Origin of the sequence: Corynebacterium sp. 51B (genome assembly GCF_008930785.1) — a bacterium.
In the GTDB taxonomy this organism is placed as follows: domain Bacteria; phylum Actinomycetota; class Actinomycetes; order Mycobacteriales; family Mycobacteriaceae; genus Corynebacterium; species Corynebacterium megadyptis.
Window position 1 is genome coordinate 340,782 of sequence record NZ_PQMK01000001.1, and the last position, 14,829, is coordinate 355,610.

The 14,829-nt window shown below is 62.7% G+C and carries 15 protein-coding genes; 4 read left to right on the plus strand and 11 right to left on the minus strand.

The window, feature by feature from the left end:
• Window positions 1-51 precede the first annotated feature (51 nt).
• Entirely contained in the window at window positions 52-261 is a 210-nt protein-coding gene (locus tag GBB14_RS01495; RefSeq protein WP_151528587.1) for a DUF3046 domain-containing protein, read from the minus strand.
• 265 nt (window positions 262-526) lie between these two features.
• Between GBB14_RS01495 and GBB14_RS01500 the strand changes: the two genes are divergently transcribed.
• Genes GBB14_RS01500 through GBB14_RS01510 form a run of 3 tightly spaced genes read left to right on the plus strand, consistent with a single transcriptional unit; the run spans window position 527 to window position 2,432 of the window.
• Complete coding sequence (locus tag GBB14_RS01500; RefSeq protein WP_151528586.1) at window positions 527-1,129, plus strand: biotin transporter BioY; 603 nt, start codon at window positions 527-529, stop codon at window positions 1,127-1,129.
• Complete coding sequence (locus GBB14_RS01505) at window positions 1,130-1,816, plus strand: energy-coupling factor ABC transporter ATP-binding protein (RefSeq protein ID WP_151528585.1); 687 nt, start codon at window positions 1,130-1,132, stop codon at window positions 1,814-1,816.
• Window positions 1,817-1,820: 4 nt separating this feature from the next.
• Window positions 1,821-2,432 (plus strand): energy-coupling factor transporter transmembrane protein EcfT, encoded by a 612-nt coding sequence (locus GBB14_RS01510; RefSeq protein ID WP_151528584.1) that lies wholly within the window; start codon window positions 1,821-1,823, stop codon window positions 2,430-2,432.
• Between the two features lie 147 nt (window positions 2,433-2,579).
• Here the strand turns inward: GBB14_RS01510 and GBB14_RS01515 are convergent, their stop codons facing one another.
• The 4 genes from GBB14_RS01515 to pgsA all read right to left on the minus strand — a co-directional run bounded on the left by GBB14_RS01515 (window position 2,580) and on the right by pgsA (window position 5,183).
• Entirely contained in the window at window positions 2,580-3,413 is an 834-nt protein-coding gene (locus GBB14_RS01515; RefSeq protein ID WP_151528583.1) for a PspA/IM30 family protein, read from the minus strand.
• Window positions 3,414-3,594: 181 nt separating this feature from the next.
• Window positions 3,595-3,954, minus strand: a complete 360-nt coding sequence (locus GBB14_RS01520) for a helix-turn-helix domain-containing protein (RefSeq protein ID WP_151528582.1) — start codon at window positions 3,952-3,954, stop codon at window positions 3,595-3,597.
• 97 nt (window positions 3,955-4,051) lie between these two features.
• Window positions 4,052-4,552, minus strand: coding sequence for a CinA family protein (locus GBB14_RS01525; RefSeq protein WP_151528581.1), 501 nt, complete (start codon window positions 4,550-4,552; stop codon window positions 4,052-4,054).
• Window positions 4,553-4,556: 4 nt separating this feature from the next.
• Entirely contained in the window at window positions 4,557-5,183 is a 627-nt protein-coding gene (gene pgsA / locus GBB14_RS01530) for a CDP-diacylglycerol--glycerol-3-phosphate 3-phosphatidyltransferase (RefSeq protein WP_151528580.1), read from the minus strand.
• Here pgsA and GBB14_RS01535 point away from each other — a divergent pair.
• The gene (locus tag GBB14_RS01535; protein WP_151528579.1) at window positions 5,182-5,475 is read left to right on the plus strand and encodes a YciI family protein; all 294 of its coding nucleotides are present in this window, start codon (window positions 5,182-5,184) and stop codon (window positions 5,473-5,475) included. The genes pgsA and GBB14_RS01535 overlap by 2 nt on opposite strands.
• 53 nt (window positions 5,476-5,528) lie before the next feature.
• Here the strand turns inward: GBB14_RS01535 and GBB14_RS01540 are convergent, their stop codons facing one another.
• The 6 genes from GBB14_RS01540 to thyX form a co-directional block, all read right to left on the minus strand.
• Window positions 5,529-6,578, minus strand: a complete 1,050-nt coding sequence (locus GBB14_RS01540) for a TerC family protein (protein ID WP_151528578.1) — start codon at window positions 6,576-6,578, stop codon at window positions 5,529-5,531.
• 213 nt (window positions 6,579-6,791) lie between these two features.
• Entirely contained in the window at window positions 6,792-10,076 is a 3,285-nt protein-coding gene (locus tag GBB14_RS01545) for a DNA translocase FtsK 4TM domain-containing protein (RefSeq protein WP_370451573.1), read from the minus strand.
• 110 nt (window positions 10,077-10,186) lie between these two features.
• The gene (locus GBB14_RS01550) at window positions 10,187-10,816 is read right to left on the minus strand and encodes a TIGR03085 family metal-binding protein (RefSeq protein WP_192796084.1); all 630 of its coding nucleotides are present in this window, start codon (window positions 10,814-10,816) and stop codon (window positions 10,187-10,189) included.
• A 75-nt stretch (window positions 10,817-10,891) separates the two neighbouring features.
• Entirely contained in the window at window positions 10,892-13,024 is a 2,133-nt protein-coding gene (locus tag GBB14_RS01555) for a ribonuclease J (protein ID WP_151528576.1), read from the minus strand.
• A gap of 2 nt (window positions 13,025-13,026) precedes the next feature.
• Window positions 13,027-13,932: a 4-hydroxy-tetrahydrodipicolinate synthase gene (gene dapA / locus GBB14_RS01560; protein WP_151528575.1), complete on the minus strand. Its 906-nt coding sequence runs from the start codon at window positions 13,930-13,932 to the stop codon at window positions 13,027-13,029.
• A gap of 90 nt (window positions 13,933-14,022) precedes the next feature.
• A complete protein-coding gene (thyX, locus tag GBB14_RS01565; protein ID WP_151528574.1) occupies window positions 14,023-14,775 on the minus strand; it encodes an FAD-dependent thymidylate synthase in 753 nt (250 codons plus the stop codon).
• Window positions 14,776-14,829 lie beyond the last annotated feature (54 nt).

Below are 14,829 nucleotides of genomic sequence, written 5' to 3' on the forward strand. Positions count from 1 at the left end.
CACATGTTCTAATGCAACTTTCGTTATCCCAGTACAACCCTTCTCGGCGCGCTAGTCATCCACACCCAATTGCCGTTCGGCTGGGACATCAAAATCCGCACAGAGATGCCACCAGATATCACGCAGATCCGTGCCCTGTCCCTCCATGAGCTCGGCGGCCGTCTGCCCCCAGCGGCTGAGCACATGGGAACGCACGATCCACTGACCGTACTGTTGCCCGAACTCGTCGGTCACGAGCTTCAGGAATTGTGTTTCGCGCATAGCGCCCATCGTAACCCGCTCGGTGTTCTCGCCTACAGCGCCCCATCCAGTCCCGCGCGCTGCCGAGCCACCGAGGGCGGCGTCGATAAGCGCGAGGGAGTTCTCCGACCCCCATGTTCATAGGCGCTGTCAACGACTACAGTAAGACACACGTTTTGTTTCTTCTCAGGTGACACTAAGTCGCTGCCGCCTGCTGCAGGTGGTCGTGGCGTGCCGTGCCCGCTGAGATCCGCTCCCTATTGTCATTGTTAAGGATTTCCCACTTATGGCCGCCTCTCCCTCCCGCTCCACAGTGCGCGATATCTCCTATATCGCGGTATTCACCGCGTTGATCATCGTTTTCGCGTTCGTCACTATTCCCGGTGCCGCCGGCGTGCCCATCGTGTTGCAGAACGCGATCGTGGTGCTCGCGGGCCTCGTATTGGGTGGGCGTCGCGGTTTCTACACTGCGGGGCTGTTCCTACTGATCGGCATGCTGGGGCTGCCGGTGCTGGCGGGCGGTCGTTCCACTCTGGCGGCGCTGGCGGGGCCGACGATCGGCTATCTCTTCGGCTATCTCTGCAGCGCATTCATCGCCGGTGTCATCGCCTATAAGGCGCGGCCGCGCAACAAGAGCAACCTGGTGATCGCGGTGAGCTTCGGTGCCTTCGTGGGTCTGCTCGCCCAGTACCTGCTCGGCGCCATCGGTCTGTGGCTGCGCGGCGATATGGGCTTCGGTGAAGCCATCGTCATCCACGGCACCTTCCTGCCCTTGGATGCGCTGAAGTTCGCCGCCGCTGCCGCCATCGCCGTCGGCGTGCACTCCGCGTTCCCCGACATCATGGCCGAGGAGAAGCGCCGCCGCGAGCCCTCCCACACCACGATCTAGATGCCGCGCATCGTCTTTTCCTCCGCCAGCATCAGCTTTGATGGTGATCGGGTGCTCGATCCAATCTCGGTGGAGCTTAAGGAGCAGCGCATCGGTATCATCGGCGCCAATGGCGGCGGCAAATCCAGCTTCATCCGGCTGATCAACGGCCTCGGCGAGCCCACCAGCGGCTCGGTGAGTGTCGATGGGCTGGAGGTGGCCAGACACGGCAAGAAGGTGCGTCGGAAAGTCGGTTTTGTTTTCACCGACGCCGAGAACCAGATCGTGATGCCCCGCGTGGAAGACGATATTCGCTTCTCCCTCAAACGCCTCAAGCTCAGCTCAACCGAGCGGGATGCCCGCGTCGAGGAGGTCATGGAGCGTTTCGGACTGAGCGCCTATCGTGAGCACTCCCCGCATACGCTCTCCGGCGGGCAGAAGCAGCTTCTGGCCTTGGCTGCGGTGCTGGTGATGCAGCCGGAGGTGCTCATCGCCGATGAGCCCACCACCCTCTTGGATCTGCGCAATCGCGAGCAGCTGCGCCACATTATCGCCGAGCTGAGCCAGCAGGTCATCGTGGTCACCCACGATCTCGGCTTCATCCGAGACTTCGACCGCGTGCTGTGGATCGATAACCACACCATCCGCGAAGATGGCCCGCCGGCAGAGGTTATCGCCCACTACGAGCGCGCCATGATCGAGGGCTAAGCCCATGCGTTCGGTCCCGCTCAGCATCTACGTTCCCGGCCACACCCCCATGCATCGGCTGCCGGCGGCCGTGAAATTCTGCGGCCTCATCGGCTTCGTGATCGCCGCCGCGGTGGTGGTCTCCTCCCCCACCCGCGCCGCTATCGCCCTCGCGCTGGTCGCCGCCGGCTATCTGCTTGCCCGCATCCCCGCGCGCATCGCGTGGAATCAATTATGGCCGACGCTGCCGCTCTTGCTCCTTCTCGGCGGCTTTCAGTGGTGGCAGAACACGCTTATCGACGCCATCACGCTGGTTCTCCTGCTCTTCGCCTCCATCGCAGCCGCAGTGCTGCTCACCCTCACCACGACCATTGCCGAGATGATGCACTCGCTGGAGTCCATGCTCGCCCCCACCGCCCGCTGGGGTGTGCCGGTAGAGACCATCAGCCTGGCCATCTCGCTGACCATCCGACTGATCCCGCTGCAGCTCAACGCAGTGAACGAGGTACTGGATGCCAGAAAGGCGCGCGGGGTTGATTTCTCCCTTACCGCCCTAGGCACCCCCATGGCTATTCGTTCTATCCGCCGCGCCCGCGCCATCGCCGATGCTCTATGGGCGCGCGGGGTAGGCGATTAATTCTTTCCGTAGACGCACAAACGCTGGCCCGCACACATTCCGGTGTGTGGACCAGCGTTAATGCTTGGGGCTTAGCAACCCCCGTATGCCTTGTGCGCGCCCTGCGCGCATCTCTCGCTGCCGCGAGGGCGGGCACGGGACGAGGAGTTATTCGCCGCGGATTTCTCGCATGCGCTGCTGGATGGCGTCGTTGCTCACCGAGTTCGAGGAGGGGCGAGGCGACTCGATGGACTGCTGGGGAGAACCGGACTCGAGAGCATCCCCACGCATCTCGGAGCGGATCTGCTCCAGACGGGAGTGGCCCGCCATCTGCACGCCGGCTGCTTCGACCTCGGCCATGCGGCCTTGGACGCTATTTTCTGCCAGCTCGGCGCGGCCCAGTGCATTGGAGTAGCGGCGCTCGATCTTCTCGCGCACCTGATCCAAGTTCGGGGTGTTGCCGCCAGCAGCCACGGAGTTCATGGACTCCAGGGACTCGGTGACCTTCTCCTGCATCTTGGCCTGCTCGAGCTGCGAGAGCAGCTTGGTGCGCTCGGCGACCTTCTGCTGCAGCACCATGGAGTTACGCTCCACGGCCTTCTTGGCCTGGGTGGCCTGCTGCAGAGCTTGATCGTGCAGCTTCTTGGTGTCCTCCACAGACTGCTCAGCGGTGACCAGCTGGGCGGCGAAAGCCTCGGCGGCGTTCTCGTACTCCGAGGCCTTGGCCTCATTGCCCTCGGCGCGGGCCTGATCGGCCAGCTTCAGTGCCTGGCGGGTATTGCCCTGGAGCTTCTCGATCTCGGAGAGACGGCGGTTGAGCTGCATCTCCAACTGGCGCTGGTTGCCGATCACGTTGGCAGCCTGCTGCGAGAGCTCCTGGTGCTGACGCTGGGCTTCCTCAATGGCCTGCTGAATCTGAATCTTCGGATCCGCGTTCTCCTCGATCTTCGAGTCGAACAGCGCCATCAAGTACTTCCATGCCTTAGTAAAGGGATTAGCCATAACGCTTTCTCGTCAGCCTTTCTTGCCACAATGTGTATTCCTGCGCTGATTGTACGTCAGCAGGTATCGAACTGGCGCGCACGCACAGCACTACGCACCACAGCATTCATCGGTGTCGCACCTAGCACGTGCCGCCGAGCCTAACCAGCTCGGCGATCACTCTAGGCGCAGGGGGACGGTCTTACACTTTCGCCAAGTCCGCCTGCGCAGACTCCACTGCCATTGAGCCAGCGGCCTCGATGAGCACATCCGCGACACGGGTATCGAGTGCATAACAGACCGCGGCCAGTAGCTCGGAGGAGACCTCCTTGCGGCCTCGCTCCAATTCAGAGAGATAGCCTGGGGAGACACTGGAGGCCTCTGCGAGCTCGCGGAGGGTAATGCCCTTATCGGCGCGGAAGGACCGCAAGGCTGCCCCAAGAGCCTCGCGCAATAGCGGCTCCTCGGGACGCGAGGATGCCATGGTCTCCGCGTCTGCCGAGTCGGGGCGCACCCGAGGGGCGCCGAGCGGCTGATCTAAAAGAGCTGTGTAAGTTGCCATCACTTCTTCTAACGTCTCGTGGACACCTTTTGTTCCCCGCGCCCTCATCGGCGCGGCACGCGGTGGTGGTTGTGCACCCACTGTAGTTGCTTCTCGTTCACCCCAGCGGCATAGCGTCGATATGCTCGCGGCCCAAGTCGATCGCCTCGGCCACCGCCTGCGCGCGAATCCCCTGCCTGCTATGGTGACGCGGCGGCGACATCCGGCGCACCCGCACGGCGCGCTCGCCGCTGGCTACGGCCATCCATACTTCCCCGACGGGATGCCCATCTTGGCGCTCTGGGCCGGCCACGCCGGTGAGGGCGATGGCGATATCGGCGCCGCAGGCCCGGCGTGCTCCACGCGCCATCGCGGCGGCACATTCCGGGGATATAGGGCCGAATAGGTCCAGCAGCTGTGGGTCCACCCCGGCGAGTTCGCTTTTGAGCTCCGTGGCATAGGTGACTAGACCACCGCGCAGAACCGCGGAGGCGCCGCTGATATTGGCGAGCGTGCCGGCGAGCATCCCGGCGCTCAAGGATTCACAGCAGGCCAGAGTCAATCCGCGCCTGCGCAGCGCGTCGAGCAGCGCTGACGCGGCGGTATCGAGAGAGTCCACGCTCTTAATTGGTCTTGCGGCCGTCGATAATGTACTGCACACCTGTGACTACGGTCACCACCACAGCGGCCAGCATCACCACAAAACTGGGGATGTCCATCCACCCTGGCAGCGGCAGCAAATAGAGCCCCACGGCAATGGTTTGTAGCGCGGTCTTGAGCTTGCCGCCCTTGGAGGCCGGAACCACCCTCCCGCGCCGGAGCTGCACCATGCGCCAGAAGGTAATGCCCAGCTCACGCGCCACGATGACGATGGTGACCCACCACGGCAGCATGTCAATGAGATTGAGGCACACCAAGGAGGTGATCATCAGCGCCTTATCGGCTATGGGATCGGCGATCTTGCCGAATTCCGTGATCAGCCCGCGTTTACGCGCGATGTCCCCATCGAGCTTGTCGGTGAACATTAACAGGGCGAACATGATGAACGCGGCCCATTGCCAGCCATTGTTCTGGCCTTGGCTCGTCAGCACCAGCCACGCGAAGGCGGGCACGAAAATAATGCGCAGCGATGTCAATACATTCGGCAGATTGAAATTCGAGGGTCGCTGCACGGAGTTAGCTGCTGGGGTGCTGTTGCTCGGGTCCTTCACGCCTTCAACCCTACCTTGCGACCTATAATTTGAAACCATGAAGGTTTTCGCAGTGGAATACTCCTACTCCCCCAGCTCCGAAAAGATCGCCGAGATTCGGCCCGTACACCGCGAGTTTCTTGGCGATCTCAAGCAGCAGGGAAAGCTCATCGGCTCCGGCCCCTACACCGACGGCGAGGGTGGCGCGCTCATCCTCATCGCTCTCGAGGACGAGGCGGGTATCGACGATGCCCGCGCGCTCATGGACCGCGACCCCTTCTACACGGGCGGCGCACTGGAGTCCCGTTCCTTTAAAACCTGGAACCCCGTGCTCAACGTCTTCGATATCTAGCGTGAGGGCGTCTCGCCGCCCTGGTCCTGGGCGGTCTCCACGCGGGCACTGCGCTACGCGCCATCGCCGGTGGCGCTGTCCTCGTGCTTACCCAAGAGCTTGTTCGTGGAGATAGCCACGGCCCCTTGGGCCTCATCGCGCTTGCCCTTGATCCAGGACGCCACAATGGTCAGCACCAACACGCCCACGATGAAGGCCAGGGACACCCAGGTGCCGATCTCGGGCACGTGCACATCCTCGCCGCCATTGATGAAGGGCAGGTTGTTTTCGTGCAGGGCGTGCAGGATGAGCTTCACGGCGATGAACGCCAAGATGATGCCCAGACCATAGGCCAGGTAGACCAAGCGATCGAGTAGGCCATCGAGCAGGAAGTACATTTGCCGCAGGCCCATCAAGGCCAAGGCATTGGCGGTGAAGACGATATAGGCCTCGTTGGTGAGCCCGTAGATGGCGGGGATGGAATCGAAGGCGAACATCACGTCGATAAAGCCGATCGCCACCAGCGCCATCGCCATCGGGGTAAAGAAACGCTTGCCGTTGACGCGGGCGGTCATCTTATCGCCGTTGTAGTCGTCCGTCATCGGAATGAACCGGCGGGTGAAGCGGATAATCGCCATGTCCGCAGGATTGGTCGGCGGTGCATCCTTCGCCTCTTCCCACACGGTTTTGATCGCCGTGTAGAGCAAGAAGATACCGAAGAGGTAGAAGATATCCGACCAGGCATTAATGGCGGCCGCGCCCAGGAGAATGAATACGGTGCGGAAGACCAACGCCATGGCGATACCGAAGAGCAGCACTTTTTGTTGGTACTTGCGGGGAACATTGAAGGTGCCGATGATCAGCGCGAACACGAAGAGATTGTCCACGCTCAATGCTTTTTCGGTGACGTAGCCGGAGAGAAACTCTAGGCCGCGTTGGTGATCCCAGAACAGCCACACAAAACCGCCGAAGAGCATGGCGAGCACCACGTAGAAGGCGGTCCAAAAGCCGGCTTCTTTCAAGCTCGGCTCGTGCGGGGTTTTGACGTGGGTAAAGAAGTCGAATGCGATGAATGCAATGACAATCACGGCCGTGAGCACCCACACCCACAAAGGCACATGCATAGTGATTATCCTCCGGTGCGATAAGTAGTTACCTACCGGAGGTCTCCCCCACCGCGTAGTGGGCTGGTGGGACCGGGGCTGCTGCACGCCATCGCGGTGCAGCGGCGGCCGTGCTGACGATCACCACCATTTCAGGGGTACTCCCCTCCATGACGGAACCCACTATATACGAAAAACCCGCACACATTGATCTTGATGTGTGCGGGTTCGGTCTTAGAACACTCCGCCGGTGGGATTCGCATCCACGGTTTTTACCTCGGGGCCATCCTCTTCCTTAGGCGCCTCGGCGGGATCAGCGCCCTTGATCATCCACAGGATGGTGTCCAGCTCATCGGGCTTAACCAAGACCTCGCGGGCCTTCGAGCCCTCGGAGGGGCCGACCACCCCGCGGGTTTCCATGAGGTCCATGAGCCGGCCGGCCTTGGCGAAGCCGATGCGCAACTTGCGTTGCAGCATGGAGGTCGAGCCCACCTGGGCGGTGACCACCAGCTCCACGGCCTCGAGGAGATCCTCGAGATCGTTGCCGATGTCCGGGTCGATATCCTTGCTGGCCTCCGCAGACTTATCGTCGGTGACGCCCTCGGTGTACTCCGGTTCGGCCTGGGCCTTGGCGGCCTCCACCACTGCCTGGACTTCCTCGTCGGTGACATAGGCGCCCTGGATGCGCTGCGGCTTGCCGGCGCCTTGGGGAATGAACAGGCCATCGCCCATACCGATGAGCTTCTCCGCGCCGCCCTGATCCAGGATCACGCGCGAGTCAGTGAGCGAGGAGGTAGCGAAGGCCAGACGAGAGGGCACGTTCGTCTTGATCAGACCGGTGACCACATCCACCGAGGGGCGCTGGGTGGCCAGCACCAAGTGAATGCCTGCGGCACGCGCTTTTTGCGTGATGCGCACGATGCATTCCTCGATCTCCTTCGGCGCGGTCATCATCAGATCGGCGAGCTCGTCCACCACGCACACGATGTAGGGATAGGGCTCGATCACCCGCTCCGAACCCAGCGGGGCCTGGTACTCGCCGCTTTTGACCTTGCGGTTGAAGTCCTTGATGTGGCGCACGCGCGCCGCCTTCATATCTTGGTAGCGCTGCTCCATCTCATCCACCAGCCACTGCAGAGCGGCCGCCGCCTTCTTGGGCTGGGTGATGATCGGGGTGATCAGGTGGGGAATCCCCTCGTAGGGGGTGAGCTCCACCATCTTCGGGTCCACCAGGATCAGGCGCACATCCTCCGGCCGCGCACGGGTGAGCAGCGACACGAGCAGCGAGTTGACGAAGGCGGACTTACCGGAGCCGGTAGAACCCGCCACCAACAGGTGCGGCATCTTCTGCACCGAGTGGGAGACAAAATCGCCCTCGATGTTCTTGCCTAAGCCGATAACCATCGGATCGGGATTGTCATGGGTTTCTGGGCAGCTCAGCACATCGGCCAGGTGCACCATCTCGCGATCGGAGTTGGGCACCTCGATACCCACGGCGGACTTGCCGGGAATCGGGGTGAGCAGACGCACGTTATCGGTGGCCGCCGCGTAGGCCAAGTTGGACTGCAGGTTGGTCACCTTCGAGACCTTCACGCCCGGGCCGAGCTCCACCTCGTAGCGGGTGACTGTGGGGCCGCGGGAGAAACCCGTCACTTGGGCGTCCACCTTGAACTCATTAAAGACCTCGGTGATGGCCTCGATCATGCGGTCATTGGCGGCCGAGCGGGTCTTCGGCGCGCTACCGGCCACCAACAAATCGGTGGAGGGCAACTCATAGTCGCTGTCACTATTGGCCACCGGCGCCGGCTCGCGCGCCGGCTCCTCCCGCTTATTCAGCTCGCTGCGCGGCGTGGAGGCCGGAATCGCCGCGGGGTCCACCGTCGAGGCCTCAGCCGCGTCCGACTCGGGCGCAGCCGGCATCGAGGCAGCGGGTGTCGGCGCAGCAGGCTGCGGGGTCGCTGGGCGCGGGCTATGCGCGGCGGTGCGGGCTGCGGCAGAGCGCCGCACCGCATCATGGGAGCGCTGTACGGCATCGTCGCTGCGTTCGGCTGCTGCGTAGTCCTCGTCCGCATAGTCATCCTCTGCCAGCTCGGGCTCTTCTGCCGGCAGCGGAGAGTCTGTACCGATGGCCTCGAAGGAGCTGGTGGTCTGCGGATCACTCGGGGTGTAATCACGCGGCAGCACCGCAGTCGGCTCCGCCTCGGAGGCGGAATACTCGGGCTGCGGGGCGTGCTGGCTGTCCTCGGCGGCGGCAGTGTAGCGGGGGCGCGGGCTTGCGCTCGGGCGCGGGGCAGGCTGCTGCGGGCTGGCGGGCACACGGCGCGGGATCTCCGCGCTGTCTCGCTCGCGCTGGCGGTGGGGGCGATACAGCGCGGAGTCCTCTACCAGCGGGCTCTGTGCCGCGTCCTCGTCGAACTCGGATTCTGCGGCGGCGTCGATATCGAAGTCCTCCGACTCGCCGCGGCCGAGCTGTTCGCGGATCCACATGGAGCAGATATCCACGAATTCCCGCACGCTGATATCGGTGACGCGCAAGGCGCCGTAGATGATGACGAGCGTGAGAATCGGCACGGCCACATAGGAAGTAAAGCCTAGAGCCAGGACTCCGCCGAAGAGGGTGCCGATAATGCCACCGGAATCGGCGCGCCCCGCGATGGTCGTGGGCTGGCCGGAGAAAATATGGATCTGCCCCAGCATGCCCGCCACGATCAAGGCGGTGCCCACCAGCACACGCAGCCGATGGGTGGCCTTGGGGAAGGTGTCCATCATCACCACCACAGCTAGGGCGATCAGTGCGATCGGCAAGAGGTGCGCGCCGGCGCCAATGAGCCATTGGCTCGAGCCGGCGATGACGCGGCCAACGGGGCCCGCCACGTTAAACCACATGCTGGCGGCGATCACCGCAGCCACGCCGATCAGGCTGAGGCCAATGCCATCGGAATGACGCTCAATAAAGTCTGGGCCACCGGCGGTGTCTTTCGCCTCGGGCGCCTCCTCCGTATCCGGTTCGGAGGCGGTGGACTCGGAGCCATAGGAGGAACGCGAGCTACGCGGGTTCGCCGCGTAGCCGCTGGAGTCTGTCTCGTTGAGGGGGTAGGCCTCATGCGGGGTACGAGCCCGCCGCATGACAGTGGTCTCCGCCTCCGCTCCTTCGCCGGTATCGGCCTGCTCCGCCGCCTTCGCGGCTTTAGCGGCCTTACGCTGCTGGGAGCGCTCAGCCATTCGAGCCTTGCTCTGGGCCAGCTTCGCGCCCATGCCGCGGGTGGCGTTCGCGGTAGCACTGGCCATGGCGGATACCCCCTGCCCCACGGCCACCAAGGCACTGCCGGTGCGCTCGCCGGAGCTTTCCGCGGCGCGGTAGGCGGGGTGGGTGGAGGTCGTGACCACAGAGGTGGATCGGGTAGAACTGGCCGAGCGTGAAGAACGCCCAGTGCTCGAACTACGGCCTGGGCGCGAGGTGGAGCTAGAGGGGCGCTTCTTCTTCCTCCGGGAAGATCCGGTTTGGCTCGTGACAGTCATGCATTTCAGTCTATCCCCTCGCACCCCTGTAGTCACAGCAGCAACACGGGCGTGGGGCCCGATCCGTGAAAAGAACTGTCACCCGCACCACCCCACCGGCGGCACCGGCGCTAGAGGCTTTTCTTCTTCACTCCGGATTCATCACCAAGGATGCGCACATCCACCGGCTCGCGGCCGAAGAGCCACAGCACGATCTCGCCGATATCACCGATTACGGTCACTACCTGGTCCTCGGCGGAGGCAACCTTGCGCTTATCCCCCACCACGAAGCGCGAAAGCTCACTGGTGGTGGGAACACAGGCCACGGCCGAGCCCTTGGACGAGACCATGGTGCGCCCTAAGGTTTTGGCCACCTTGTAGAGCTCGTTTTCCTCTGCGGGACTCAGTTCCCGCTTGGTCCATCCCTCTTGGGCGCGGCGAACATCCTCGTGGTGTACGAAGTTCTCGGCAGTATTCATCACCGAGTCAAAGGGCTTGAGTAAGGTGGGCGGGCCGGCGGCCCATTCCTCCACGATCGTCTCATAGCCTTTATCTGCTAAAAGCTGCTCCACGGCGTCGTCGTGGGCGTCTGCTAATTGCGGGATCACAATGCCGCCGGCGGCGCGCACATTGGTCTCGCGGGCAAGCAGGTGCGCGGCTAAGTATTGGGTGTCCCACCCCGCGCAGAGAGTAGGAGCGGTGGGGCCGAGCTCTGTAAAGAGTGCGGCGAGTTTCTGGCGTTCTGATTGAGACAAAGACATACGCCCCATCCTAACCAGTTTCAGCTGGCTAGGACTGGGGCGTATCGCGTGGTCGCGCCTGAGCGCGACTACTTTTTAGAGCGAGGGACGAGCGGCCTTGATGTCGTCGTCGTCAAGCGCATCGTCCTTCGAGCGCATGGGGATGACGGTCGGCACGATCATCGGCTGGCGGCGCCACTTCTTCTCCACGAAGCGGGAGACGGTGCGGCGCAGCTTCTGCACCATGCGGTAGGGGTCGCCTTCGCCTTCGCCGGCAAGATCGGTCATGGTGTTTTCCACCATCTCGGTGACCTCGCGCATCATGTCCTTGGACTCCTCGGAGAAACCCTTGGCCTGGACGCGCGGCGTTTCCAGCAGCTGCCCGGAACGGTTGTCGATCACGGCAGTGATGGAGATCAGGCCGCCCTCGCCGAGGGAGGTACGATCGGCCAGCACCTCAGCGTCCACGTCACCCATGGTGACGCCATCGACGTAGAGATTGCCCACCGGGATCTGGCCCACAACCTTGGCGCGGCCCTGGTCCAAGTCCACGACCACACCGTTTTGGGCGAGCACGACGCGGTCGCGCTCCACACCGGTGGAGATGGCCAGTTCCTTATTGGCGCGCAGGTGGCGCCACTCGCCGTGCACCGGCATGGCGTTCTTCGGACGGGCGGCGTTGTACAGGAAGAGCAGCTCGCCGGAGTAGCCGTGGCCGGAGGTGTGCACCTTGGCGTCGTGGCCGGTGATCACGGTGGCACCGATCTGGGCCAGCATGTTGATCACGCCGAAGACTGCTTCCTCATTGCCGGGCACCAGCGAGGAGGAAAGGATGATGAGATCGCCATCGCGGACGGTGATCTGGCGGTGCTCGCGACGGGCCATGCGCGAGAGCGCAGCCATCGGCTCACCCTGGGTTCCGGTAGTGATGAGCACGACCTTGTGCGGTGCCATACGGGAGGCATCGTCCATGGAGACGATGGTGCCCTTCGGCGCCTTCAGGTAGCCGAGCTTCTCGGCGATCTCCATGTTGCGGATCATGGAACGGCCGTTGAAGGCCACCTTGCGGCCTGCAGCCACGGCCGCGTCCACGGCAGACTGCACGCGATAGACATTGGACGCGAAGGAGGCGATGATCACGCGCTGCTTCGCCTCGGTCACCAGACGCTTCAGCGTCGGCGCAATATCTGCTTCCGAGCCAGAGACACCAGGGGTGGTGGCATTGGTGGAATCGCAGAGGAACAAGTCCACTCCCTCGTCGCCGAAGCGGGAGATCGCGGGCAGGTCGGTGGGACGACCATCCGTCGGGGTTTGATCCAGCTTGATATCGCCGGTGTGCAGCACCAGGCCGGCACCGGTCTTCAGTGCCACGCCCAGGCAGTCCGGGATGGAGTGGTTGACCGCGAAGAAACGCAGATCGAAGGGACCGCGCTTTTCGTGAGAGTCCTCGTTGATGATCGTCAGCTTCGGACGCTGGCGGTGCTCCTGGCACTTGGCGGAGATCAACGCGGCGGTGAACTTGGAGGCCAAGATCTCCAGGTCAGGCTTGAGCTTGAGCAGCCACGGGATCGCGCCGATGTGGTCTTCGTGGCCGTGGGTGACCACGAGGACGTCGAGGCGATCGAGGCGGGACTCGAGATAGTCAAAGTCAGGGAGGATCAGGTCCACACCCGGCTCGCCCGAGGAGGGGAAGAGCACGCCGCAGTCGATGAGCATCAGACGGTTGTGGTATTCGAAGACGGTCATGTTGCGACCGATCTCGGAAATACCGCCGAGGGCGATGATGCGCAGCCCATCCTTCGGCTGCTTCGGCGGCTCCGGCAACGGCTGAGTGAGGTCGGCGCCCTGCATGGTGTGCACCACGGAGCGGCCACCACGGTCGTTTCCGCGACCGCCGCGACGGTTATTATTGCCGCGGGAACCATTGCGGGAACCGCGCTTATTCGAGCCGTTGTTCTTGGAGTTCTTGCCTCCATTCCCGCCGTTAGAGTTGTTATTGTCCCGGTTATCGCCGCTCGCGGACTTCTTCGAGGAAGAACCGCCGGACTTGCCGCCAGTGGACTGTTTGCCGCCCTGGGAGTTCGATTTCTTCGAACCCTTCGAGTCGGACTGGGAGGACCCAGAGTTATCGGACTGGGAGGGGTTGGCTTCACCCGGGGCTTGGAATTCGACCTCGGGCGGTCCCGCCTTACGCGTCACCTTACGAGAGCGATTACGGGGTTCATTCATATTTATAAGACTCCAGCTTGTTCTAGATTATTTCGGAGCTCGGTCATGTCGTCGTCATTCGCGGGTATTTGCGGCAGACGTGGAGCTCCCACGTTAATTCCTTGCAGCTGTAATGCTGCCTTAGCCATGGAGACGCCACCCAATCGGCCTTGAGCGGCGACAAGGGGCGCGAGCGTTGCGTTGATCTCGCGGGCGCGTACAAGATCACCTTCATCGAAGGCGGTGTACAAGTCACGGAGCTGTTGCGGTGCAACGTGCCCGATCACGGAGATAAAACCGCTGGCTCCAAGGGAGAGCCACGGAAGGTTGAGGGGATCATCGCCCGAGTACCATGCCAGACCGGTTTCGGCGATCAGAGTGGTAGCCCCAACGAGGTCGCCCTTGGCGTCCTTGACAGCCTGAACCTTCTCGTGCTCGGCTAGACGCCTCATAGTATCAGACTCCACAGGAATCGCAGATCGGCCGGGGATGTCATAGATGCACACCGGCGCATCGGTGCTATCGGCGATCGCGCGGAAATGCTGGTACACACCCTCTTGGCAAGGCTTCGAATAATACGGCGTGACCAGCAGAAGTGCGTCCGCGCCGGCATCCCGAGAGGCGCGCGCCAGCTCCTGCGAGGCGGCCGTGTTATTGGTGGAGGCCCCGGCCACAATGGCGATATCGTCGCCCACCTCGGCGCGGATTTCTTTAATAAAGGTGATTTTTTCTGCCTGCGTCGTGGTGGGCGATTCGCCAGTGGTTCCGCCCAGGATGAGCGCATCCACGCCCCGAGACGTCAGATGAGCCGCGAGCTTTCGTCCGGTAGCCACGTCGAGGCGATTGTCCTCATCGAAGGGGGTGATCATCGCTACGCCCACAGTACCGAAGATATCGGTTCCGTTTTTCTCGGCAAATCCAGTGTTCATGCTGTATCTAGCTACTCTCTGTGTGTCGGGATCGTGTCTGCTTCCGCGGCGGAGAAAGGGAGTATATCGCCTGCCCCAAGCGTCTCCATTTTAGGACACGCCCACATAGGGACTCGACGCCATGGGTGAACCATCGCTGAGGATGGCGATATCGAAATCACCAAAAACCACGGGGGCGGCGTCCTTGAGCAATTCGAGGCATCGCACGGCCACGGTCCGCATTTCCTCATCGGCGTGCTCGGTGGCGCGGGTGGCGATGAAGTGTCGCCATGCCCGGAAATTACCGGTCATCACGATGCGTGATTCGGTGGCATTGGGGAGCACCGCGCGCGCTGCTTGCCGGGCCTGCTTCTTGCGCAGCAGGGCATTCGGTTCGTCAGCGAGCTTCTCCTCTAAGGCGGCGAGCAGCTCATCATAGGCGAATCGGGATTCATCCATCGCTCGATCAAAGAGCCGCCGCAATTCGGGGTCGCGGTCGATCACGCCCGGCACCACCACCGTGGCTTGGTTGGGGTGCACGAAACGCTGCGAGAGCTGGGAAAAGGAGAACATGCGGTGACGCACAAGCTCGTGGGTGCAGGCCCGCGAGATGGCGCGAATATACATCGTGGCTTGGGCGTGCTCGAGCAGCGCTGTATGCCCCACATCGATGATGTGGCGTATATAGGCCGCATTACTCGCGGTGCGTGGATTCGGCTTATCGAAGCTCTCGTAGCAGGCCCGCCCGGCGAACTCCACGAGCGCCTCGGCTCCTTCTGCATCGGTGCTCCAGTCGATATCGCTCGGCGCCTGAAACGAGGTGCAGGCCACCAGCTGCACCGATAAATCCTTATGTGTTGCCACCTCTACCGTTCTTTCTTTTCTCGCTTATCGACGCATCCCTGGCTGCTATCGCCA

Excerpts from the sequence above, each read along its gene's own strand:
- GBB14_RS01495 (WP_151528587.1), bottom strand. The coding sequence starts at position 261 with ATGCGCGAAACACAATTCCTGAAGCTCGTGACCGACGAGTTCGGGCAA.
- GBB14_RS01500 (WP_151528586.1), top strand. The coding sequence starts at position 527 with ATGGCCGCCTCTCCCTCCCGCTCCACAGTGCGCGATATCTCCTATATC.
- GBB14_RS01505 (WP_151528585.1), top strand. The coding sequence starts at position 1,130 with ATGCCGCGCATCGTCTTTTCCTCCGCCAGCATCAGCTTTGATGGTGAT.
- GBB14_RS01510 (WP_151528584.1), top strand. The coding sequence starts at position 1,821 with ATGCGTTCGGTCCCGCTCAGCATCTACGTTCCCGGCCACACCCCCATG.
- GBB14_RS01515 (WP_151528583.1), bottom strand. The coding sequence starts at position 3,413 with ATGGCTAATCCCTTTACTAAGGCATGGAAGTACTTGATGGCGCTGTTC.
- GBB14_RS01520 (WP_151528582.1), bottom strand. The coding sequence starts at position 3,954 with ATGGCAACTTACACAGCTCTTTTAGATCAGCCGCTCGGCGCCCCTCGG.
- GBB14_RS01535 (WP_151528579.1), top strand. The coding sequence starts at position 5,182 with ATGAAGGTTTTCGCAGTGGAATACTCCTACTCCCCCAGCTCCGAAAAG.
- pgsA (WP_151528580.1), bottom strand. The coding sequence starts at position 5,183 with ATGGTTTCAAATTATAGGTCGCAAGGTAGGGTTGAAGGCGTGAAGGAC.
- GBB14_RS01540 (WP_151528578.1), bottom strand. The coding sequence starts at position 6,578 with ATGCATGTGCCTTTGTGGGTGTGGGTGCTCACGGCCGTGATTGTCATT.
- GBB14_RS01545 (WP_370451573.1), bottom strand. The coding sequence starts at position 10,076 with ATGACTGTCACGAGCCAAACCGGATCTTCCCGGAGGAAGAAGAAGCGC.
- GBB14_RS01550 (WP_192796084.1), bottom strand. The coding sequence starts at position 10,816 with ATGTCTTTGTCTCAATCAGAACGCCAGAAACTCGCCGCACTCTTTACA.
- GBB14_RS01555 (WP_151528576.1), bottom strand. The coding sequence starts at position 13,024 with ATGAATGAACCCCGTAATCGCTCTCGTAAGGTGACGCGTAAGGCGGGA.
- dapA (WP_151528575.1), bottom strand. The coding sequence starts at position 13,932 with ATGAACACTGGATTTGCCGAGAAAAACGGAACCGATATCTTCGGTACT.